Below are 23,818 nucleotides of genomic sequence, written 5' to 3'. Positions count from 1 at the left end.
TTTTATCCGCATTAAGCAAGTTTTCGATATGCTTCGTACTGGTAACTAGAGATTTGTTCATCCCAAAACATTTGCCAAAGGTCACAATATTCTAAGCAAAGATCACGGATTAAATCATAATCTGATTCGACGCAAGCCTGAGCCAAGACAAACCATAGATCATCTTCGTGGTCATCATCTGCAGCTTCGGCGGATGCATCATGTGATACACCATGTACATAGTAATAACCACTATCTACATTGAAACCTACCGCTTTGGTTGCTTGGCGTAATGCAGGACTAAATAGAATTACTTCTTCTTCAGCGACCGCAAGTAAAGCAGTTACAGCTTGATAATGATCAAAGGTATTTTCTAAAAATGAGCGAACTTTCTGCGCAATAATAGACGGTTGATAGTTATTACGCTCTGTTTGTGTTAACTCAAAATCATCAAGTACATCTTCAAACAAAGGATAGTGTGCGTATTCTGGATTACCAGAATAATACTGATTGTTGTCTAATCCAGGACGAAAACCGAACTCATCCAAAATATTAAGATTTAATAAAAAGCGAGGATACATTTTAGAACCTGACAGGAGTCTCGGTTCTAATTGCTTTGTCTGGAATTGAGCCATCAGTAGCGCATCAGTAAAAACTTGCACGATTGCATGTCGATATTCTAAGTGGATGTGTTTTAAGGTTTCTTTATCGATTAAACCATCATTCATAAGTTGGATGGCGGGATGTTTTGAAACAGGATGCTTTGAAATCTCCGCTCTTAAACTGTTCAGAAAGTTCAAATTCTTGTTCCAAGCTTCTGTAGAAATGCTATTTTTCATACCGTCTATAGCTTTCTGCCTTGGGTTGTCAAAGTTTTCAAATATTTTTGGCATAGTTTTTTACTCAATGAATTAATAAATATTATTGCTTTTCCAATGATATAGTTCGATTTTTTTTGGTTGTTTATGAATATAACTATTGGTCCAACCAAAGATCTTTTTATTGGATAAAATAAATATAAGGTGATTTAGAGGTGAAATCAATTTATTAAGCGAGCTAAAAAATAACCATTCAGATTGTTAATTAATCAAAAAATATATAAAAGGTGATTTATTTCACATTAATAATTGAATTTATTTTTAAATAGAAAGAAATTTTTACAAATCAGCTTGTTTGTCATCTTATTTTTGCTTAACGTATAATAGTGAACTTGATTGGAAGTGTTATATTTCCTATTATGTTCATAAAGAATATGGACAACAGCATAGTCGCCAGATTTTTCAAGCCTATAAACTATGCCTAAATAATATATTAAGTTTATATTATAATTCTAAAAGGATAATAAAATGTCAAAAAAAGAAGATATTATTGCAACGGCTCTGTACCTCTTCAATCGTCATAATTATAGCTCTGTTGGGGTAGATCGAATTATTAGTGAGTCAGGCGTTGCAAAGATGACATTCTACAAGTATTTTCCATCGAAAGAGAATCTGATTGAAGAGTGCTTATCACGAAGAAATAAAAGTATTCAAGAAGCTATTGAGCATGAGGTGAATCAGTTAAGTGAAGAAGATTATTTAGGTAAGATTAAAGCTGTCTATTTTTGGCATCTATCGTGGTTTAATTCGGATGATTTCCATGGCTGTATGTTTCAAAAAGCATCTTTGGAAATATTGCAACAATATCCATCTATTATTCGTCCGATTGTGGAGTATAGAGAATGGCTAATGGGGCTGGTTGAGGATTTGTTTGAAAAAGCGAAAGTATTTCAACCCCACGTTTTGACTGCTATGTATATTAATATATTGGATGGTATGACGGCCTATGCTAAAGTAAATAAGGATCATTCTGAAATAGAAGAGTGTTGGTATTATATTGAACGGTTGATAAATTTAGAGGCGGCTTAAAGCCGTATTTTAATTACCGATTAATCTTCAAAAAAAACCGAGTGAATTTATCACTCGGTTTTTTTAGTTTAAATATTAAAGCTTATTTTTCAACAAATGCGCGTTCAATAACATAATCACCCATCACACCCATACGTGGTGATTCAACCAAGCCGTGTTGATCGAGTAGTGCAGCAACATCTTTTAGGAATGCTGGGCTACCACAAAGCATGGCACGGTCAGTTTCACGATTGAAACGAGGCAAACCAATTTTTTCAAATAATTCGCCAGTTTCGATTGCTGTTGTTACACGACCTTGTGTATGGAATGGTTCACGCGTCACAGTTGGGTAGTAAATCAACTTGTCTTTGATTCCTAATTCTTCAAAGAATTCATGGTTAGGAAGTTCATTCAAGATGAGATCTTGATAAGCCAGTTCAGATACATAGCGTGTACCGTGAACCATAATCACTTTTTCAAATTTTTCGTAAGTTTCTGGATCACGAAGTAAAGAAAGAAATGGCGCAAGACCTGTACCAGAAGATAAAAGATATAAGTTTTTACCTGGTAATAAGTCGTCGTGTACTAAAGTACCTGTAGGTTTTTTTGAAATCAGGATTTCGTCGCCTACTTGTACTTTTTGTAAAATAGAAGTTAGTGGACCGTCCTGTACTTTAATCGAGAAGAATTCAAGTTCTTCTTCATAGTTCGCACTTGCAATCGAATAAGCGCGCATTAAAGGCTTGCCATTCACTTCAAGTCCGATCATCACAAACTGACCATTTTTAAAACGTAAGCTTGCATCGCGTGTGGTTTTAAAGCTGAAAAGTGTGTCATTCCAGTGGTGAACATGAGTAATGCGTTCAACGTTAAAAGCAGCCATTAAAGGTCTCGATCACAGATAAAAGAAACAGATTGCTATTCTAATCTAAAATCATTCTCGATAAACTGAATATATTTAATTGTGTTTATAAGAAAAAGTGATGATTGACGCTGTAACGATGCCGATTATTGGCTATATGCATTCTCCTTATCGTGAAAAATTTGGCATTCCTCGACAGCCAAATCTTGTAGAAGTCGAATGCTTTATAGAGATGGTAGAGCCCTATAATGATTTGTTGGCATTTGATGGTTTGGAGAATTTCAGTCATTTGTGGCTAGTGTGGCAGTTTCATGACAATAAAAATAGTGATAACAGTTTGAATCAACAGCCTAAATTTCGCGCACAAGTACGCCCGCCGCGTCTAGGAGGGAATCAGAAAATAGGGGTCTTTGCAACAAGAAGTATGTATCGCCCATCACCGATTGGTTTGTCTGTGGTCCGTTATCTGCGTGTTGAAAAACACGCCAAGAGCGTTCGTCTGTACGTTTCGGGAGCAGATTTGTTGAATGGTACGCCGATTTTGGACATAAAGCCCTATATACAGTATTCGGATGCAATAGTTGATTCGGTAAGTGGCTATGCACAAGAACAGCCTGTAAGTAAGTTGGTACGATGGATGGAATCTGCACAATCACAGCAGCTACTGTTACTAAAGCAAGGTATTTTAAATAAAAGAGTATTAGGCGAACTCGAACAAGTGTTATCTTTAGATCCACGACCCGCATATCAAGATGATGCGGAACGGGTCTATGGAATGTGTTTTGCAGAATTAAATATTCAATTTACAGTGGATGAAAGGAATGTGTCGATTGTAAATATAGAGCAAACAAACTTAGAAATATAAATGAGTTATAAATTTGGGGAACAGACGGTAATGCAAGCACAAGCAAAATTTGCAAATTTTTCTTTTACAGTCGATGTGACGTGGTGTTTAGAGCAACTACTAAAAGATGGACTTATTACTGAACGAGATAAATTACTTATTCAGACCACTCATCGACAAAAAGAGCAATTGAAATGGCATCCGTTGCAGTGGATTGCGAACTTCAAGCTCAAAGATCAGTTAAATCCAACCTCTACTTTGACGTTGAATCGTTTATGTCAGTGGCTTGCTGAAAAAGCGGCAGTTCCATTGTTCGTGATTGACCCTTTAAAGGCAGATGTAACAGCTCTAACTAGCGTTATGTCGCAAGAGTTTGCGGTGAGAAATCACATTCTTGCGGTTGAAGTACATGCCGATCGGATTTTGATTGGAACTGATCAACCGTTTTCTACAGAGTGGCAAAATAACTTAGAGCGAAGTTTAGCCCCGAAAAGAATAGAAAAAGTTTTACTGAATCCAGAGCAATTACAACGATACTTGCACGAATATTATCAAGTGAGTCGAGCCGTCAACTCATCACAAAATACCAGCGCATTTGATCGTGATAATAAAGGTGTAGAAGCACTTTTACAGCTAGGAGACACCCAAAATCCAGATGCAAATGATCAACACATTGTTAAATTGGTTGACTGGGTGCTGCAATTTGCTTTTGAGCAAGGTGCGAGTGATATTCATCTTGAACCTCGTAAGGATAAGGGGAAGGTACGTTTCCGCATCGATGGGGTATTGCATACGATTTATAATATGCCTGCAAATACGCTGACCGCAGTTATTTCCCGCATCAAAATCCTTGGCCGGATGAATGTCGCTGAAAAGCGTAAACCTCAAGATGGTCGTTTAAAAACCAGAACGCCAAAGGGACAAGAGACAGAATTGCGTCTTTCTACTTTGCCGACTGCTTTTGGCGAAAAGTTAGTCATGCGTATCTTTGATCCAGAAGTGTTAGTACGAAGCTTTCAACAACTTGGTTTTGAAGGGCATTTATTACAGAGTTGGCAACAACTCACCCAACATAGCCATGGGATTATTTTAGTCACGGGACCGACAGGTTCTGGGAAAACCACAACACTCTATTCATCGCTAAAACAATTGGCGACTGAACAAGTCAATGTCTGTACCATTGAAGATCCGATTGAAATGCTTGAGCCAAGTTTTAACCAGATGCAGGTCAATCCAAACATTGAGCTGGGTTTCGCTGATGGGGTACGTGCTTTAATGCGTCAAGATCCTGACATTATCATGGTGGGTGAGATTCGTGATCATGATACTGCGAATATGGCGATTCAGGCAGCGTTGACAGGGCATCTGGTGCTATCAACTCTTCATACCAATGATGCGCCCTCGAGTTTGACACGACTACATGATCTTGGTGTACAGCCTTTCTTAACTTCAGCTACGATTTTAGGGGTCTTAGCACAGCGTTTAGTACGTCGATTGTGCCCACATTGCAAGCAAGAAACAGCAATAAATGAGCAAGAGTGGGAGCATTTAACCTTTGATTATATGATGGATATGCCAACCACAATGTTCAAGGCAGTAGGTTGTGAAGTATGCCGTCATACAGGTTATAAAGGTCGTGTCGGTATATATGAATTTATGCCTGTGAGTCTAGAGTTAAAGTCACTAATCAGCGCACATGGCACACTCAATGATCTTCGAACTCAAGCAAAAAAAGAAGGTATCGAACCATTGCGAATAGCGGGTGCTCGTAAGGTGATTGAAGGAGTGACAACGCTGGAAGAGGTTTTGCGAGTTGTTCCACTTAGCTAGTTGATTTTTCCATCTTCAGATTCACCTCATCTTGGTTTGTTTAAATAACCTCATCGAAATGATGAAATTAGAATGAGGAAATCAAGATGAACGTATTTTCAAAAGTAGCAGTGATTGCGAGTTTGGTTGGTGCAACGACCATGGTTGTTGCGAATACGGGTGCGGTAAATCAACAAGCTTTGACACCAACACAGATTAGTACGGTACAGCAAGCATTGACCTTAAAGGATGATACACCTATCAAGCTCAAAGGTTATATTGTTAAAGCAATTGGTGATGAAAAGTACCAGTTTAGTGATCAAACAGGTAGTATCACCGTCGATATTGATGATGAATTATGGCAAGGTAAGCCAATCTCAGCCAAAACGCCTGTGACTATCATTGGTGAAATTGATATTGACTACAAACCGAAGAAACGTGTTGAAGTTGATGTAGATCAAGTTCAATTTTGATGACAGGTGCTCATACAAAACCACATGATATTCATGTGGTTTTTTGTTTATGCTTTAATTGAATATTAAAAATAAAATGAGAGCGTTTATTGATGCGGATTTTATTGGCAGAAGATGATGCTTCACAGGCGGAAAGCATTAAAGACTGGTTGGAAATGGATGGTTATAGTGTTGATTGGGTTGAGCGTGGTGATCATGCAATCTTAGCAGTTGAACAACATCAGTATGACTGTGTATTACTTGATCGAGGTTTGCCAAAAGCATCTGGTGATCAGATTTTAAAATCAATTCGACAACGTAACCTAAAAACACCAGTTATTTTCATAACTGCAAAAGATCATATCCATGATCGGGTTGAAGGTTTAGATCTGGGTGCAAATGACTATTTAGTCAAACCGTTTAACTTAGAAGAGTTATCTGCAAGAGTACGATCACAACTACGCCAGCATCAGGTTGATGCAGGGAAATATCTTAAATTTGCTGATTTAAAACTAGATCCACAAGCGAAAACCTTGAGTCAGGCAGAGCAGACAATAAATTTAACTGCGAAGGAGTTTCAAATTTTATATAAATTAATGCAAAAACCAGATCATATTTTTACGCGGGAACAATTAGAAGAATCTCTGTATGCATGGGGAGATGAAATTGAAAGTAATGCAATCGAAGTGTTTATTTATCAAATTCGCAAAAAAATAGGCGGACAGTATATTAAGACCGTCCGTGGACTTGGCTATCGAATGCATCAGGAATAAACAATGAAAGTAGTGTCTTTGCAGACGAAACTAATAAAAACTTCAATGATGAGTTCAATCATTGTTGGCTGCGTGGCATTACTTTTATTCCTCATTATATCTGTTTACCAGACCATGCAAGTACAAGATGAAATCATGGATGAAATTTCAGATATGTTATTAATTTCAGATTTGACGGCAACATCTGGACAGCAAATAGATGAACTTAGTGATCAGTTTGACATTCAATATCGGTTAAGCAACCAGCATTATGTGCTCACTCAATCAGAGAAATTTCAACTTGATCAACAATATTATAAGTTTGCGATAGCACGCAATGATTATGGTTTTATTTGGCAGGATCAACAATTATGGCGTAGTTATACAGCTAAAGATACTCAGTCAAATATGCACGTTTTGGTGATACAACCTTTAGCTGAACGTTTTGAAGCATTATGGCATAGCATTGTTGGGTACAGCTTAATTCTCATTTTGGTATGGCTAGTACAATGGCTTATTCTATATTTGCTTATTAAACGGCAGTTTAAAATGATTCACCAATTGTCGGCACAAATTTCTGCAAGAAATGCTGATGATCTTCGTCCTATACATTCTGGTGAAATTGAACTTAAAGAATTGCAACCTATGTTGAATCAATTGAATCAATTGTTGCAACGTTTGAATCAATCATTACAAGCTGAACAACGTTTTACGGCAGATGCATCACATGAGCTGAGATCACCACTTTCAGCGATTCAAATGCGTCTACAATTATTACAACGTAAATATCCTGAACGTGCTACAGATTTTATTCAAATACAGCAGGATGTTAGTCGAGGAATTCAGACTCTAGAAAACTTACTTTTACTGGCACGTTTAGATCCTGAACATGCTGATAATCTTCCCAAAACTCATTTTTCACTAAATGAATTGATTACTGAGGTGATGCAAGCACAAGCATTATTTGCCAATGAAAAATCAATACGATTGCATTCTCAGCTTGAAACGATAGAGAAAGATGATGTGTTTGGAAATCGTCAGTTATTGTTTAGTTGCATTCGAAATATATTGGATAATGCAATTCGATATACGCCAAAAGATGGAAATGTCTATCTTCGACTTGAGCAATATCAGAACGTATCTGAACTGATTATTGAAAATGAAGGGGATATGATAAGTGAGGAAGTATTGGCACGATTAGGTGAACGTTTCTATCGGGCATTAGGAACGAAAACACAGGGCTCAGGATTAGGTTTATCGATTTGTAGGAAGATAATTGAACTACATTATGGGCGAATGGAATTCTCCCAATCGACCTATGGAGGACTCAAAGTAAGTATTCAATTAAAAATAGAACAGTAAACGCCTAAACGTAATAATGGATAAAAAAAGCAGTACGCGCTGACATACTGCTATTCCCACGTTTATTATTATCCGATTTTTATTATATTACTTTGTTAAAATCAGGCGATTGTTGCGAGTCAAACGCAAACGGTATTCTTCTCCAGCATGCATAATCCGAATTTCACGTCCTAAGGCAAAAAGGTTGTTTGAATGTAGCATTGGCAAAGATTGAGCTGAGTCTGTGCTACGAGTAAATAAGTTAAATGGTGCGTTCATTTGTTATGCTCCGTGGTGTGTTTTTTAATGTTTTAAATGATAATCATTATCGAATACACCTGTCAACGAAATTTTTGCTAATTTACAAAATCATTTATTATTTTTTATTTGGGATATGTAATTGAAGTGTTCGGTTCCTTATACTTTTGATGAAATCTCAGGGATATTAAACTGTTATGGCTAAATCGATAGTTGAAGTTGCGATTGCAATTTTATTGCATAAATCAAAAGTGCTTGTCGGATGGAGGCAAGCAAATCAACATCAGGGCAATAAACATGAATTTCCTGGCGGTAAAGTCGAACAGCATGAAACGCCTGAACAGGCTTGTCGGCGTGAGATCTATGAAGAGGTTGGGATTGGTCTAAAAGATTGGCACAAATTCGATGTTATTCAGCATGAATATGATGATTTGATTGTGCGCTTACATTTATTTCATGCACATGTTCCAGATCAGTTCTTGGATTTAATTCATCAGCCATGGACGTGGTACAGCCGAGATCAATTACAGAATTTGAATTTTCCAAAGGCGAATAAGACAATCATCGAACGATTGGTATGGTCACATCTAATTAAGATCAGTGATCTTTTGCCTGCATTGCCACATAGTGATGCGCAATTTTATTGGCGTAATGAAAAGCTAAACATCGTGGAAGTTCAACAACAATTATCGGTATTGACTGATGACCAACTCAATAAGTTGATTATCAATTTTAGTCTTTGGCAACAACTTGATTCTAAATTACAAGCAAAAATTCAGACGATTCATTTAAAACAATCACAGCTTATGCGTTTTAAAAATGGTGAATTGATTGTTGGTAAGCGCTTTATCGCTGCATGTCATGATGCAGTGTCTTTAAAACATGCTCATGATATAGGTTGTGATGCTGTGTTTTTAAGTCCTGTGAATCAGACAGAGACTCATCTTGAAGCCAAAGTGTTAGGCTGGGATGGTTTTTCTGAATTGGCTGAGAATAGTGATATTCCAGTGTTTGCCTTGGGTGGTGTTGCACCTAAAGATATAGAACAAGCCCAAAAACATCATGCTTATGGGCTTGCTGGGATTCGTGAGTTTGAATCGATAGAATAGGTTCTGTTGGTATTTCACAGATCTTCGTTTACAGAGAACGAATCATTCTTCTCGCTTCATCGGCTTTTACGTTGTGATTTCGCGCTTCACTAGCACGAAGTACAATTGTCCAAAGTTGTTTTTTCATTACATTACTTTGGGCATAACTCAAACCACGTCGAGCAAGAGCTTCAGCATTTGCATATTGCTTACGTTGATCAGCAATCAATGCCAAATATAAGTATGTTTCAGCGGCTTGAGGTGCAATACGTTGTGCCTGAAGCGCAAAACGTTCGGCATCGCCAAACTGTTTTTGTTTGTACGCAGTTTGAGTCTTTTGCATCAATGTCTTGAAAGCGGGTAATTGCGCACCGTCATTGCTAAATCTTTGCTGTACCTTTTGTTCAGGCACTACGACTGGAACAGTTTGGCGCTTAATTTCTTTTTGCTCATAAGGTGTGATTTTGACGCCAGAAGGGGGTGGCGTAACTTTCTTCTGGCTATCATTCACCTTCGGAGGTGGTGTTTGAGGCGTAGGGCGTTCTGGTGTTGTGCTACAACCAGCAAGTATCATTACACCTGTTAAGAATAGCGATTTTTTAATCATTTCCAATCATCCGATCACTTAGTTATTGCCACTGTAACTACCGCTAGAGATAATGCGTGTAGAAGTTTGATTGGATAAATCAGTATCCATTTGATTTTCAGTTTCACGGATATAATTTCCGATACTGTCGTCATTACCATCATCATAATCATTCTGAGGGATATAGGTAGGCTCAACTTCGTAGTGTGATTGACCGCAGAGGGTTGCACGACGTGGTACAGTTTGACGAAGTAGAGGAATGTACATTGCACCCTCACAACCTTGCGCTGACAGATCACCTGTAGAGCGATCAATCCATTGCCATTGGACATTATCCGTTTGACGTAAATTTACTGGTTCTTGACGAAGTTGTCTCATGACATTGGTCCAAACAGGCAATGCACCTGACGAACCTGTAAGACCTGTAACCTTGTTGTCATCTAGACCTAACCAAACCACAGCAACATGATTTCCTGAATAACCTGCAAACCAAGAGTCGCGTGTATCGTTCGTTGTACCAGATTTACCAGCAAGATTTAATGATTCAGGTAGACTGTTATATGCAGAACGTCCAGTACCAGTACGCATGACCTGCTGCAAGCCGTAATTCAAGATATAGGCTGCTGCTGGATCAATGGTTTGTTGAACATTTAAACCAAATCGATCGAGCACGCGACCCTGAGCATCTACGACTGAACGAATTGAGCGTGTTGGATATTTAAAACCACCCGTTGCGAAGTTCCCATAGATACTGAGCACTTCCATCGGTGACATGTTTACTGCACCAAGGTAAATAGAAGGATAGGCTGGAATATCTGAGTTTACTCCAAACTGTTTCAGCTTATTACTAAATGAAGAGAGACCAAATTCATTTGCTAAACGCACAGTTGAAAGGTTATAGGAGTTAGCCAGCGCTTGTTGCATCGGCACGATACCATTTTCATTGCCACTATAATTTTTGGGTGACCAGCTTTTACCGCCATCAATTGGAATATTGACAGCCGTGTCTTCAACTGGGCTTGCCCATGTATAGCGACCAGATTCAATCGCATTTAAGAAAATGACAGGTTTTAATAGAGAACCAACTTGACGTTTTGCATCAATTGTACGGTTAAAGCCAGTAAAGTCTTGAGTTGAACCAACTGCTGCAATTAACTCACCATTTTCAGGGTGAGCAACTAAAATAGCACCTTGTAAGTCTTTAAGACGAGCAGGATTACGTTGAGCCAAGCGTTCAACTGAGTTTTTAAATACAGTTTGTACTTTGGTTTGTGCAATTGGATCAAGTGTAGTGAAAATCCTTAAACCCTGATTCGTTATGTCACTTTCTTGGTATTCCGTACGTAATTGACGGCGAACAATATCGAGGAAGTCTGGGAATTTAGCTGGTCCAACGGTTGGTTTGCTAATAACATTGAGCGGACGAGCAATCTCATCTTGATATTCTGCTTCTGTTAAATAACCCATGACCATCATATTGTTTAAAACGACATCACGACGCTTTTTAGCTGCTTCAGGATTCCGCCAAGGATTATAAAGAGAAGGGCCTTGTACTAAACCGACCAAAAATGCTTGTTGAGAAATGTTGAGCTCACGCAGAGGTAAGCCAAAGTAGAATTGTGATGCTAGTCCGTAACCATTAATTGAATAGTTACCATTTTGACCTAAATTTACTTCGTTTAAATAAGTTTCTAGGATTTCATCTTTACTGTAATGAAATTCAATCAACAATGCCATGAGTGCTTCATTGGCTTTACGTTTAAGTGTTTTTTCTGGAGATAAATAAAAATTCTTAACGAGTTGTTGCGTCAGGGTAGATCCCCCTTGACGTTTACCACCTGTAGCGTTACTCACCAAAGCACGAGCTGTACCACGTAGTGAAACACCATGGTGCTGGTAAAAATTACGATCTTCCGTTGAAATTAAGGCTTCAATCAGCGTTTTAGGCACGCGATCAAGTTTAATTAGCACACGATCTTCATTATGTTGAGGGTAAATTCCGCCGATTAGCATTGGCTCTAAACGAGCAATACCAGTACTTGAAGGTTTAGTTGAACGAATATCTCCAACACGACCATCTGAAAAACCAACTTCTAATACTTGCTCAGGTTCAGTACTGTCGCCATAGTCAAAACCACGCGTATGCACATAAAGTTTATTACCTTGTGTGACATAACTGCCTGACTTTTCATAATTGCTCGTGTTTTTATAACCCAGTAGTTTTAGTTCTTGAATGAAGTTTTCTTGGGTAATTGGCGCATTCGCATAAACCTCTAACGGGCGAGCAAATACTTTAGCAGGGATATCCCAGCGCTGACCTTCAAACTTATTGCGAATAATATTATCTAATCGGATCAGATAGATACTAAAGGCAACAAATATACCGATCACTAAAATTAAAAAGATTAGGCCTATAAAACCGATACCACGTTCACACTTCATAGATTTGCGTTAAAACAAAAACAATGTGGCTAATGATGCGTAGCTTATGAGCATTTTGCAATCACAAAACTGTGAATAAATAGCAACATGCAACAAAATCTTTCAAAACAAGTGGAGAATCACTGCATTAAAAACACAGAATCTACATTTTTATAGTTTTTAATCAATCATCAACGAATAATGATATGATATGCGAGAATCGCAACGGAGCCACATTTTTCGTGCAAATTTCACATAAATCCTTTCGAAATATTGGTCTAATTGGGCGACCAGATAAGTATTCTGTTGTAGAAACGTTATGTCTCATTCATGATCATTTAATTACTTTAGGGCTAAATCCTGTCTTTGATCAAGAAACATCACAATTGGTTCCGTACAGCCACGGACAAACCGTAAGCCGTAACTTATTGGGTGAGGTGGTTGATCTTGTCGTTGTTGTGGGCGGTGATGGATCTCTATTGCATGCCGCTCGTGCCTTAGTTCGATATAATACTCCTGTAATTGGCATTAACCGTGGTCGATTAGGCTTTTTAACCGATATCAAACCTGCGGAAGCTATTTTTAAACTTGATCAAGTGTTACAAGGTCAATTTCAATTGGATCGCCGTTTCTTGTTGGAAATGGAAGTTCGCACCAATAATGAAACGATCTATGATGCGATTGCCTTAAATGATGTGGTTTTGCATTCAGGAAGATCGGTTCATATGATTGATTTTGAATTGAGTATTGATGGACAATATGTATATCGGCAACACAGTGATGGTTTGATTGTTTCGACACCAACAGGTTCAACTGCTTATGCATTGTCAGGTGGTGGCCCGATTTTGCATCCGAGTATGGATGCGATTGCTTTAGTTCCAATGCACCCGCATACATTATCATCTCGTCCGATTGTTGTAGGTGGTCATAGCGAAGTTAAAATCACGATTCGTGAAAATCGTGTTTTACCAATGGTCAGTGCTGATGGACAACATAGCGTTGCGTTAAATGTTGGTGATACTGTACATATTCGAAAACATCCATTTAAACTAAGCTTATTACATCCACCTGGTTATGACTTCTATATGGCATGTCGTACTAAACTAGGCTGGAATCAAGATTTCGAATCTTTTCAACAGGATGAATCATGAATATTGAACAAATGCTCGCTATTTTAAATCCTGAGATTGTAGAGCGATTAAAAACAGCCGTGGAAATCGGTAAATGGCCAAATGGTGTTGCCTTGACTAAAGAGCAACGTCAAACATGTATGCAAGCTGTTTATGCATGGGAAATAGAAAATCTTCCAGAAGAACAGCGTAGTGGTTATATTGATCGTGGTAGCAAAGAAGAAGGTGAAGAATGTGATGATGATCATCATAAAAATGAGCCTGAGTTCAAGCCGATTCGTTTCGTGTAATGACGCTTAAGAAATATTAAATGTCTCGATATTCTCGGGACATTTTTTTATCGTTTGATTTAATCATGGCGAATAGCTATGAAATGAGACGATTTAAATAAATTGCAATAAAATAAGACAAAAATTGTCACAAATAGACGGGACGGTCTGAACATCTGATCGAATTTTCCTGTAAAATGCCCTCACGTTTAAAAAAACTCAATAAGAAGCGATGTTCAAGACTATTTATGCTGCATTAGAACAACTTGGCTTAACCGCACAAAAACGTGCGATACACATACAATTTGCCAATCCGAGCTTAAATCAACAAGTCTTCCTCCAAAAAATTCAAGGTCAGCATGCCATTAATCAGGGCATGACTGCAGAACTGATCTGCCTTTCTACTAATGCAACGATTCCATTAAAACAATTCATCGGTTGTCAGGCAGCGATCGACCAAGTCACCGATACAGGCACACTCTTCAGAACCACAGGGATTATCACAGAAGCCGTACAAGGACAATCTGACGGTAGCCTTACGCTCTATAAACTCAAACTCCAAGATGCAACCGCGCTGTGGCATAAACGCCGAAACAGCCGCGTGTTTATGAATAAAAATGTACTCGACATCGTACAAACCCTATTTAAAGAATGGCAACAACGCAGCCCACTATTTGCATCAAGTCTTACACTCGACCTTGGTGAGATCAAACAAGACTACGACATCCGTCCCTTTGTGATGCAAGCCAATGAAAGCGACTACGACTTCATTACCCGACTGCTCCGAAGCGAAGGCATCAACTGGCTGATCGATGAAGCTCAACTCAACGTTGCCAACAGCAACAACCCCATCCAAGCTCAAAAACTCCGCTTGATCGATGACAACAGCCAATACCAAGCCTTAAATCGAAGAACAATACGCTACCACCGCAGCAGTGCCACCGAACAATACGACAGCATGACCAGCCTCATTGCAGAACGTTCGTTACAACCCACAGCAGTCCATATCCAACGCTGGCAAGCCGATGCCTTAGAACAAGAAGATGGGGCAGGTAGCGTCCAAAGCAAACACCAACATAGCCAACAACACGACAACGCTAGTCTAGGACTCGAAGATGCATGGCACTTCACCCCCGCATGGATGCAAGACTTGAATGGTGAAGATGGCGCAACCGCATCAGGCAACACTCAAATCGAAAAACTGAACCAACACCTCAGCCACTACCACGATGCCCAAGCCAAACAATTTATCGCCAGTACTACCGTGCGAGATACCCAAGTCGGCTACTGGTTTAAACTCAACGAACACCCAGAGATCGACCAACACAGTGGTGCAGACCAAGAATTTCTAATCACCGCCAAAAGCTACTACAACCAAAACAACCTACCCAAAGACTTAAACCAACAAATCCAAAGCTTAATTGATCAAAGCCAATGGCAAGATCACCAAAACACAAACCCAGAAGAACGCCAAGCCAACCAACTGACGCTACAACGTCGCAGCATCAAAACCGTACCCGAATACCAACCCCTACAACACCGCCCAGCAGCCCATCCACAACGTGCAAGAGTGGTTGGACCCGCAGGTGAAGAAATCCATGTCGATGAATGGGGACGAATCAAAGTTCGCTTCCTGTTTACCCGCAATGACGACCATAGCCACGATGGTGGCGCAGGCAGCAACAACAACGATACCGATTCAGCTTGGGTGGATGTACTCACTCCTTGGGCAGGCGAAGGCTATGGCGCACGCTTCCTACCCCGCATTGGTGAAATCGTCGTCATCGACTTCTTTGATGGCAACATTGACCGTCCCTTTGTCACCGGACGACTCCACGAAGCACAACGCAGTCCAACTAAGTTCGATGACCAAGGCAAATTACCTGATACCAAAAAACTAGCAGGGATCAAATCCAAAGAATATCAAGGTTCAGGCTATAACCAACTGCGCTTTGACGACACCACTGGACAAATCAGTGCCCAACTACAAAGCAGCCATGCAGCCAGCCAACTCAATCTCGGCAAACTGAGCCATCCCAAAGCCCAAGCAGAAAGCGAAGACCGAGGCGAAGGCTTTGAACTACGCACAGACCAATGGGGTGCGATTCGAGCAGGGGAAGGCTTACTGATCACCACCCATGCACAAGCGCAAGCCGAAGGCGAACATCTCGAAGCACAAACAGCCAAACAACAACTGGAAGGCAACCAAAACAATGCCAAAGCCCTGAGTGAAGTGGCAAAGAACCAACAAACGGATGAATTAGAATCGGTAGAGCAATTACAGGCATTTGCAGAACAGATCCAAGAGAAGATAGCCCGCTTTGAACAAGCGATGCTGTTACTCAGCTCACCAAATGGCATTGGGCTTAGCACATCAGAAGACATTCATCTATCCGCGGATGGACAACTGAACCAATGTGCAGGCGACAGTATTAACCTGACCACACAAAAGAACCTGATTGCCCAAGCCAGTCAAAAGATCAGTTTGTTTGCAGCGCAAGGTGGAATCAAACAAGTGGCAGGCAAAGGTAAGGTTGAGATACAGGCACAAGGGGATGGTTTAGATATATTGGCGAAAGCTGGAATACAAATTATCTCAACAGAAGATACAGTTTATTTTAATAGTCCGAAGGAAATTGTATTAAAGGCAGAGAGTTCTGAGCTCAAATTGAATGGTTCGGGGATCTTTCCAACGACGGGTGGAAAGTTTGAGGTAAAGGCGGGGCAGCATTTGTTTGTGGGGGGGCAGAAAGTACCCATAGATATCCCTTTGATGCCAAATGAAATTAGAAAACAGCTGTTATTACAATACCATGATCAAGAACCAGTTCAGGGCGCAAATTTTACAATTAAATATGCAAATGGGCAGCGTTATTCTGGAATAACGAATAACAAAGGAATTGCAGATATTCAAGATGCACCAGAAGGTGAAGCGGTTGTTACTTTTGGTGAAGATCAAAGACCATATCAGGTCATAGCTATAGCACATGAAAACCCTGAACATAAAGCAGACTGGGCAATGGATGATTTTGAAGCCTCTTATCAGCAAGCACTGAAGGAAAAGAATAAATGAGTAGTGCAGAGAAGAAGATAGCAATCATTGAAATCGGCTCAGACATTTGGAGTAGAGCGACGCAAGCTGGTAACCAAATTGTAGGTGGTGCGAAACAGGTTAAAGATGGCGTAGTTGCTGGAGGAAAATGGATTGGTGGTGCTTTACAGGGAGAGTTTAACGATAAAGCAACTGTTGGTCAGATTTTTATTGATGCTGCAATAAGTATGTTTCCTGTAGCTGGTGAAGTAACTGCCGCACGGGACTTGGTTGCAATCTTGATGAAGATGGCGGATGACAAAAAAGAAGCTTCTGAAGTTATTAATTGGGTCAAAATTATTTTATGTTTATTGCCAATTATTCCGATTTTTGGAGGTATTTTAAAAGGAATTGGTCGTCTCTTAATCACAGTGATGAAAGATGCAACAAAGGTTGCTGAAGTGGCTGCTGCTATACTCGCCTTTTTAAGAAAAATGGGTTATGGCAACTCGGTTCAATTCATTCAAAAACTTAATTTCGCCCAATACCAAGGTAAAATTTTGTCTGAATTTAAGAATGGCCTCTCACGTATGAAAGATGGCTTTGCTTTTATTAGCCAGAAAATGGGTGGAGCATTACCAGAAAGTGTCAGTGTTTATGTGAATTCAATGGGGCCAAAATTAGATGAGTTGGGACGTCTTGCAGATAAGATGATTCCTTCAGCTATTAAAGAGTTGGATCAAGCATTAAATAAAGTTCGTACTGAGATCATTCGTCAAATGAATGAGGCAGGTGCGAAGATTGGCGGTACTCAGACCAAAGTGATGACCACTGAAGCTCGTCTAAGTTCGACAGCATCTAAAGCGATTGCAAGTAAAGGGCATACACCTGCACCTTTGAGTCATTATAAACATAAAGAAGGTTGGCCTGATTTAAAAGGTTATAAAAAACAAGTTATTATTAATGATGAGAAAGTTACTATTTATCCAGATATCCACTCTTTTAGTAGTAAAGCTCCGATTCAACCTAAATTATTGAAAGCAGGATCAAAAGTTCCTTTATTTCGGGTAGTGGAGCAAGTAAATCCTGGGAAATCTGGGGGGTATTGGGCAGAAAAAATGTCTGAAAATGGTAAGGCATGGCGGTTGGATTGTGCTGTAAAAGGTGCATGGAGTACTAATGGTGCATATGTGGTATTAGACCATGTGCCTACTGTTGCTGAAATGAGAAAGCTAGGTATAACTGTACCTGATAATTGGGATGGTTTACGTGTCTGGCGTGGAAAGATTGCAGAACAGCTTGATAATGAGAATAGTTTAGAAAGAGGGCATCAGGCCACTAATTTATTACTGCCAGGTGGTGATATTCAAATTTTTATTAATTTTAGAGATCCTCATCATACACCTGTAAAAGAATATATTGATAAAATGATTAAAGAAAAGGCGACAGGTTGGACGGATGCTAAAATTCCTAGTGATGTGGAAACAATGGTTGAATATCTGGAAAAGCGTGAACGATCAGCAAAAATTGTCCAGCAAGGACAAATATTACGGGGAATTTCATCAACTACACGTTCGGGTGTTGAATATCAACAGCAGAAACAATCACAATCTGAGAAACGTTAATCTATGTTAAACCCTAAAACGATGTCACCAATGCAAGAGCAAGAAGCACGAAATAAAGCATTTTATTTAATTAAAAAGTACACAAGTTATACTTTTTTAGATCAGGCACGTGTCTTATACCAGCAATTTTTAGATGCTTTTGAAAGGCAGTTACGAAATCCACCGAAAGAAGTGTTGCAACACCAATATGCAGAGCATTTACAAAAAAGGCATGAGGGTGAGTATGTTCATTACCTAAATAAAATAGTTGAGTTAGAGAATGGTTTGACACTACTTAGAACGACTAAACATAAAAGAGAAGCATATAATAGTTTTTGTAATGTCGATTTTACAGGTTGGTTATTTGATCGATATGCTGATGAAAATATAATATATGAAGATCCATTTTATATCTTATTGGGTCTAGGTATTTCCAGATCAACTGATATTTTTGAACCAGTAAATTATAAGACTGATCCACTTGGGCGAAAAGTAGAACATACAGGTTCTATACGCTTACTATTAATTGCATTAGCCTATCGTAATATTTGTATGCAGAGTTATTTAGCAGGTAAGGTAAGTGAGCCATTTGCATATATTGATAAAAATACAATACGAAAATCTCAAAAATGGTCTTATGAAACTATTTTTTTCTCTAAAGAATGGCCACCGTTAAGAATTTACCCTGAACCGATTCCAATGTGTCCACCTTTTAACCTAAATCCAATTGGGCAAATAGCTACAGGTGAAGAAGTAACAGTTACGGGTATTTATGAGCCATGGTTGCCAATTAATGGAAAAGTGGGTTGTCCTAACTATTTCTTAGATGGTTCGAGAGCAACAGATTATCAACTAGAAGGCACTGATGAGTGGGTAGATGTCAAATGGCGTTTAATTTGGGAAGATAAACGTTATTTAGATGGAACGATTCCAGAAGAAGAAAAAGCATATGTTTTTGACATTGAGAATATTGGTATAAAATGTACTCAGACCGATGCTGAGTCTATTGAAAGGTTGAGTATTCGAGCAGGTCAAGTATGCCCAAAAACTGGCTATTGGTTTACGGTGGCACAGGAAAATTCACGTCAATACTTTAAGCAAGGTGAAATCTTACCTGAGATTAAAAATCAAGATTGGGGCGAAGTGTATTGGCAGTTTGATGGCGGGTAGATGTTAAATGATCAAGTTATTTTACCAGCAGAAGAAAAATAAGCTGGTAGCGAATTATATTATTAGGTGATAAGTATGTTATTGAAATTATCATAAATAGATGGAGAGAATAATATTAATATTAATATAAGTCAAACAGTATATTTGAATAAAATGTACTCAAGTTATTCTTTTTTTAAGAAAATATATGATCTACATGCTGACTTTGTTAGAGAGTTTGAACGACTTTTAAGAAATCCTACAAATGAGATTAAAGAAAATTATAGTGAAAACTATGAGAAACAATACGTAATGTATTTAAATGTATTGAATAATCAAGAAAAAGCGTTAGAAATTTTTTTTAGAACACCATATAAAAATGAAATATATCCTTTGTTTTTTGAAGGCGGAATAAAAGGAGTAATATTTGGCCGTTATGGAGATGAGAAAGATTTAGCTAATGATCCTTTATATATTGAACTAGGTATACGTGGGAGAGATGGTAGTCTATTTGAAGAACCATATCATATTGGGGCTATTAAAAAGCTTCTTATAGCATCTGAAATGCTAGATATAGCGAAAATTACAGTTTCATCAGATTATAAGTATGCACAATATTTTCTGCCTAAAAATTTAGATAAATTATTTCAAAAATGGAGTTTTGAATCATTGTTTGAATTAAGTTATTGGCCTTTATATAAAGAAAATATTATAGATAAAGTGAGTAGCTCATTAGAATGCAAGAGTTTTGACACAATTGTTATAGAATCCGACCATGAAATATCTATAACTGGCATTTATGAGGCAAAACTAGATGGTGGGGGTAAAGGCTGTCCTAATTACTTTTATCAAGGAACCATTGCACCAAAATATAGTAATGGAGATATACAGAAATCTAAATCTACCGAATGGAACTTAATTTGGGAAGATAAACGTTATTTGGATGGAACGATTCCAGAAGAGGAGAAAACATATATTTTTAATATTGAAAATATTAATGCCAAGGCTGATACCAACGTAGAAGCTACCGAGAAACTGAGTGTACGAGCAGGTCAATTATGCCCAAAAACTGGTTACTGGTTTACAGTCGCACAAGAAAATTCACGACAATATTTTAAGCAAGGTGAAATCTTACCTGAGCTTAAAACTCAGGATTGGGGTGAGGTATATTGGCAGTTTGATAGCGAATAGATGGAATGTTGGTTGAATTTGGGATGGAAATAATACACCAATTTTAAATTTGCCCTCAAAAAATATTTAATTGAATTTTATTTTGGGGGTAAGTCATGCCTATAATTTATTTTATGTGTTTTTTATTAAGTGTGCTCAGTTTTCTCATTTTAACCCGTTCATATTGTTGATTTTTAGTGTCATTACACTCAGTTTTTATTGGTTTTGTTATTACTTAAAATTGAGCAAAATTTAGATTTGTTTGTCTTATATTTATGGAGGTCTAGTAATAGGGTTGCTTTTAAGGTTAACTATCTATTTTTGGCTAAGTAAAAATTATCATTTGTTTATATTGCTGCCAATTATTGCAGTTATTCTAATTATTGTTTATGAAGAGTTATTTAAAAAGAATTATTCACTGAATCCTAGTTTTTTTTCTGAGGATAAAAATTTTGAAATAGTCAAAAATAAACAACAGATTGAAGAGTTTTTTAGTAATCCAGAGCGGCTTATTGGTACCTCTATAAACGAAATAGAAAAACCCCATAATGCAGGACTTTGCAATCTGTTTGGGAGTTATGACTTTGGCATAGCTTATCATGAGTGGTATACAGAGAAGCATAAGATAGAAGTGATAACCAAAAATGAGATCTGTATTGAAATTTCAGTGATTAAAGGCGACTTCACTGAGAAATCGCTTCACTTATCTTAATTTAAACGACTATCCCAAAGAACTTTAGCTTTCACCATGGCTTCATCGTAGCTGTTGACAGCGCCCATTGTATAAAGTGCGATTCCCATAGTCTCTATGATTGCCATTTCACCATATTCATGTGTTTGCTCACCGAGCCAAACAGCTTTAAATACTGCTAGATCAAGTTCTTCTTCGATTGGGCTGCGATCAGGTGTCAGTTTTGGTAATTCGTGCTCATATAACTCCCCATTTTTTATTCCACAAATAAGTGTCTTGGCATCAGGATTACGCTCAAACTCACCACCTTCACCTTTAATCACTGCACTATTTTGATAACCTAAACGAAAAGCGGTTTGCTGGTGTGAAGTGCGATAAGCAGGATGGAAAATAGCTTGCAAAGTTGCTTTTGCATTGAATGGATTAATTAAACGGGCAAGTGTGTGAATTGGAGAGCGTAAGCCCATCACGTTTCTCAGTGAAATAAGCTCACTTAGAATTGGTGAGATGACTTCCAGTGGCAGATAGGCAAAATTATGTTGATTGAGTTGAGTGCTGACATCTTGTTCATTTTGGCAAATAGAATAGCCTAAGTATTGAAGAACTTGCTCAGTATAAACACGGTTAATCGTATGACCTGATGCACCATGCATAACGATCTTGTAACCATGATGTGCCAAAGTTAGTGCTGCTAATAAAAACCAAGGATAGTGTTTACGTTTACCTGCATAAGATGACCAGTCTAAATCGACATCAAGTGGGGCAAAGTTCAATTGATCACGGGTTGCTTGAACAAAACCAGCAAGTTCATCTACGGATTCCTCTTTAACACGTAAAAGCATTAAAAAGGCACCAAGCTGTACATCAAGCACTTCATCTTTCAAAATCATGCTAAATGCTTGATAAGCTTCTTCATAGCTAAGTGAGCGAGAACCTGTCTTGCCTTTCCCTAAAATACGGACATATTGTGCAAAGGGATGTTCAGCAGTTTTATAGATATTTCGTTTTGTGTTCATGATCGGATTTAAGACGTCGCTAGCAGTGAAATTAATATGACATAAAAGCAGCATGTTTAGCGGAAAAATTCAGTTGTGCTGTTTAATCATTAATCAATTGTGCGTCAATTTGCATGATTGCAAATAAAATAACTGACCGAATGAGTCTAGTGATTTGATGCAAACGGAACATGACATCTAGCCTAAAAATCATTAGCATGACTGCGAAGTGATTTTTTAAGAAAAATGAAATCGAAAGGAAATAATGATGTTAGCTTACGATGCAGATTTGGAACTCTTCCGCGATAACTTTAAACGTTTTATGAGCGAGCATATTGCACCGCATTATGAACAATGGGAACGAGAAGGGCTTATGCCTCGTTCTGTTTGGAACTTATTAGGTGAAAATGGTTTCTTGTGTGTAGATGTACCAGAAGAATATGGTGGTTATGGTGTACCAACACATTATTCATTGATGTTAGTAGAAGAATCTGCACGTGCGGGTTATTGTGCATTATCTACCGCGATTTCTTGTCACTCTGAAATTGCAGCACCATATATTCAACATATTGGTACAGAAGAGCAAAAGCAATACTGGCTACCTAAAATGGTATCTGGTGAAGCTGTTGGCGCGATTGGGATGACTGAACCGGGTGCTGGTTCAGATTTACAAGCAATGCGTACGAGTGCCATTTTGCAAGATGATCATTATTTATTGAATGGCTCTAAAACTTTTATTTCAAATGGTCAACATGCGGATGTTGTGGTACTTGCGGTAAAAACCGATCCACAAGCACGTGCTAAAGGCGTATCTTTATTGTTGGTTGATACCCATCTGGATGGATTTAAGAAGGGAACAAATTTAGACAAGATCGGTTTACATTCGCAAGATACTTCAGAATTGTTCTTTGATAATGTAAAAGTACCTAAAGACCAATTACTTGGTAACGCAGGTTCAGGTTTTGCTTATTTGATGCAAGAGTTACCACGCGAACGTACTGCAATTGCATCAACTGCTTTGGGTGCCATTCGCGGATCAATTGATTTAGCAACGACCTATGTAAAAGAGCGTCAAGCTTTTGGTCAAGCAATTGCACAATTCCAAAATACACGTTTCGTGTTGGCTCAAGCAAAGATTGACGAATTAGCAACGGCAGCGTTCTACAACCAAAATGTTGAATTGTATATGCAAGGTAAATTGGATGTTGAAACTGCTGCGGCATTGAAGAGCTTCAGTACTGATATGCAGATGAAAGTTGCAGATAACTTACTTCAACTCTTCGGTGGTTATGGTTATATGACTGAATATCCGATTTCTCGTTTCTTTGTAGATGCACGTATCCAACGTATTTACGGTGGTACTAACGAGATTATGAAAGAAATCGTAGCACGTGGTTTGATTGGAAAATCTTAATCTAAGAGCTAATTCTATTTTAAAGATTTGAAAACCATATAAGAAAAGTTGAATCGGTTAATCTGATTCAACTTTTCCTGTTTATAT

The 23,818-nt window shown here is 38.4% G+C and carries 21 protein-coding genes; 15 read left to right on the top strand and 6 right to left on the bottom strand.

Annotated features, from left to right (window positions below):
- Positions 1 to 11: 11 nt before the first annotated feature.
- Positions 12 to 872 carry a hypothetical protein gene (locus tag DS737_RS09455; protein ID WP_113997384.1) on the bottom strand — a complete coding sequence of 287 codons (861 nt, stop codon included), beginning with the start codon at positions 870 to 872 and terminating at the stop codon, positions 12 to 14.
- Between the two features lie 453 nt (positions 873 to 1,325).
- Between DS737_RS09455 and DS737_RS09450 the strand changes: the two genes are divergently transcribed.
- Positions 1,326 to 1,886, top strand: coding sequence for a TetR/AcrR family transcriptional regulator (locus tag DS737_RS09450; RefSeq protein WP_004638664.1), 561 nt, complete (start codon positions 1,326 to 1,328; stop codon positions 1,884 to 1,886).
- Between the two features lie 82 nt (positions 1,887 to 1,968).
- On the opposite strand, the gene DS737_RS09445 is transcribed toward DS737_RS09450, so the two are convergent.
- Positions 1,969 to 2,748: a ferredoxin--NADP reductase gene (locus DS737_RS09445; RefSeq protein WP_004638665.1), complete on the bottom strand. Its 780-nt coding sequence runs from the start codon at positions 2,746 to 2,748 to the stop codon at positions 1,969 to 1,971.
- A 100-nt stretch (positions 2,749 to 2,848) separates the two neighbouring features.
- On the opposite strand from DS737_RS09445, the gene tsaA reads away from it, so the two are divergent.
- From tsaA to DS737_RS09420, 5 genes are all read left to right on the top strand, one after another.
- Positions 2,849 to 3,592, top strand: a complete 744-nt coding sequence (tsaA, locus tag DS737_RS09440; protein ID WP_113997383.1) for a tRNA (N6-threonylcarbamoyladenosine(37)-N6)-methyltransferase TrmO — start codon at positions 2,849 to 2,851, stop codon at positions 3,590 to 3,592.
- A gap of 30 nt (positions 3,593 to 3,622) precedes the next feature.
- On the top strand, positions 3,623 to 5,401 hold the full coding sequence (locus tag DS737_RS09435; protein WP_075316513.1) for a GspE/PulE family protein: 1,779 nt from the start codon (positions 3,623 to 3,625) through the stop codon (positions 5,399 to 5,401).
- A gap of 86 nt (positions 5,402 to 5,487) precedes the next feature.
- Positions 5,488 to 5,853, top strand: coding sequence for a NirD/YgiW/YdeI family stress tolerance protein (locus DS737_RS09430; RefSeq protein WP_113997382.1), 366 nt, complete (start codon positions 5,488 to 5,490; stop codon positions 5,851 to 5,853).
- A 92-nt stretch (positions 5,854 to 5,945) separates the two neighbouring features.
- A complete protein-coding gene (locus tag DS737_RS09425) occupies positions 5,946 to 6,605 on the top strand; it encodes a response regulator transcription factor (protein WP_113997381.1) in 660 nt (219 codons plus the stop codon).
- 3 nt (positions 6,606 to 6,608) lie between these two features.
- On the top strand, positions 6,609 to 7,946 hold the full coding sequence (locus DS737_RS09420; protein WP_113997380.1) for a sensor histidine kinase: 1,338 nt from the start codon (positions 6,609 to 6,611) through the stop codon (positions 7,944 to 7,946).
- Between the two features lie 87 nt (positions 7,947 to 8,033).
- Here the strand turns inward: DS737_RS09420 and hemP are convergent, their stop codons facing one another.
- Positions 8,034 to 8,204 (bottom strand): hemin uptake protein HemP, encoded by a 171-nt coding sequence (hemP, locus tag DS737_RS09415; RefSeq protein WP_004638676.1) that lies wholly within the window; start codon positions 8,202 to 8,204, stop codon positions 8,034 to 8,036.
- A gap of 176 nt (positions 8,205 to 8,380) precedes the next feature.
- Here hemP and DS737_RS09410 point away from each other — a divergent pair, with 176 nt between their 5' ends.
- A complete protein-coding gene (locus DS737_RS09410) occupies positions 8,381 to 9,292 on the top strand; it encodes a thiamine phosphate synthase (protein WP_005081073.1) in 912 nt (303 codons plus the stop codon).
- A 28-nt stretch (positions 9,293 to 9,320) separates the two neighbouring features.
- Here the strand turns inward: DS737_RS09410 and DS737_RS09405 are convergent, their stop codons facing one another.
- Both DS737_RS09405 and mrcB read right to left on the bottom strand, forming a co-directional pair.
- The gene (locus DS737_RS09405; RefSeq protein ID WP_005081070.1) at positions 9,321 to 9,878 is read right to left on the bottom strand and encodes a tetratricopeptide repeat protein; all 558 of its coding nucleotides are present in this window, start codon (positions 9,876 to 9,878) and stop codon (positions 9,321 to 9,323) included.
- An 18-nt stretch (positions 9,879 to 9,896) separates the two neighbouring features.
- Positions 9,897 to 12,299 carry a penicillin-binding protein 1B gene (gene mrcB / locus DS737_RS09400; RefSeq protein ID WP_004638681.1) on the bottom strand — a complete coding sequence of 801 codons (2,403 nt, stop codon included), beginning with the start codon at positions 12,297 to 12,299 and terminating at the stop codon, positions 9,897 to 9,899.
- Positions 12,300 to 12,520: 221 nt separating this feature from the next.
- Here mrcB and DS737_RS09395 point away from each other — a divergent pair, with 221 nt between their 5' ends.
- From DS737_RS09395 to DS737_RS09365, 7 genes are all read left to right on the top strand, one after another.
- Positions 12,521 to 13,429, top strand: coding sequence for an NAD(+) kinase (locus tag DS737_RS09395; protein ID WP_005081066.1), 909 nt, complete (start codon positions 12,521 to 12,523; stop codon positions 13,427 to 13,429).
- A complete protein-coding gene (locus DS737_RS09390) occupies positions 13,426 to 13,698 on the top strand; it encodes a YeaC family protein (protein WP_004638685.1) in 273 nt (90 codons plus the stop codon). The genes DS737_RS09395 and DS737_RS09390 overlap by 4 nt, the downstream gene beginning before the upstream one ends.
- Before the next feature lie 211 nt (positions 13,699 to 13,909).
- Complete coding sequence (locus DS737_RS09385) at positions 13,910 to 16,750, top strand: type VI secretion system Vgr family protein (RefSeq protein WP_113997379.1); 2,841 nt, start codon at positions 13,910 to 13,912, stop codon at positions 16,748 to 16,750.
- Complete coding sequence (locus DS737_RS09380) at positions 16,747 to 18,333, top strand: hypothetical protein (RefSeq protein ID WP_113997378.1); 1,587 nt, start codon at positions 16,747 to 16,749, stop codon at positions 18,331 to 18,333. The genes DS737_RS09385 and DS737_RS09380 overlap by 4 nt, the downstream gene beginning before the upstream one ends.
- A 3-nt stretch (positions 18,334 to 18,336) precedes the next feature.
- On the top strand, positions 18,337 to 19,482 hold the full coding sequence (locus DS737_RS09375) for an Imm72 family immunity protein (protein WP_008941542.1): 1,146 nt from the start codon (positions 18,337 to 18,339) through the stop codon (positions 19,480 to 19,482).
- A 153-nt stretch (positions 19,483 to 19,635) separates the two neighbouring features.
- The gene (locus DS737_RS09370; protein ID WP_265735948.1) at positions 19,636 to 20,652 is read left to right on the top strand and encodes an Imm72 family immunity protein; all 1,017 of its coding nucleotides are present in this window, start codon (positions 19,636 to 19,638) and stop codon (positions 20,650 to 20,652) included.
- Between the two features lie 241 nt (positions 20,653 to 20,893).
- Positions 20,894 to 21,343 carry a hypothetical protein gene (locus DS737_RS09365; RefSeq protein WP_008941539.1) on the top strand — a complete coding sequence of 150 codons (450 nt, stop codon included), beginning with the start codon at positions 20,894 to 20,896 and terminating at the stop codon, positions 21,341 to 21,343.
- Here the strand turns inward: DS737_RS09365 and DS737_RS09360 are convergent.
- The gene (locus DS737_RS09360; protein WP_109440342.1) at positions 21,340 to 22,338 is read right to left on the bottom strand and encodes a glycosyl transferase family protein; all 999 of its coding nucleotides are present in this window, start codon (positions 22,336 to 22,338) and stop codon (positions 21,340 to 21,342) included. The genes DS737_RS09365 and DS737_RS09360 overlap by 4 nt on opposite strands.
- A gap of 247 nt (positions 22,339 to 22,585) precedes the next feature.
- On the opposite strand from DS737_RS09360, the gene DS737_RS09355 reads away from it, so the two are divergent.
- Positions 22,586 to 23,731, top strand: coding sequence for an acyl-CoA dehydrogenase family protein (locus DS737_RS09355; protein ID WP_017395703.1), 1,146 nt, complete (start codon positions 22,586 to 22,588; stop codon positions 23,729 to 23,731).
- The last annotated feature ends 87 nt before the right edge of the window (positions 23,732 to 23,818 follow it).

It is taken from the genome of Acinetobacter haemolyticus, assembly GCF_003323815.1.
In the GTDB taxonomy this organism is placed as follows: Bacteria; Pseudomonadota; Gammaproteobacteria; order Pseudomonadales; family Moraxellaceae; genus Acinetobacter; species Acinetobacter haemolyticus.
This window is presented reverse-complemented; position numbering and strand designations above follow the sequence as displayed.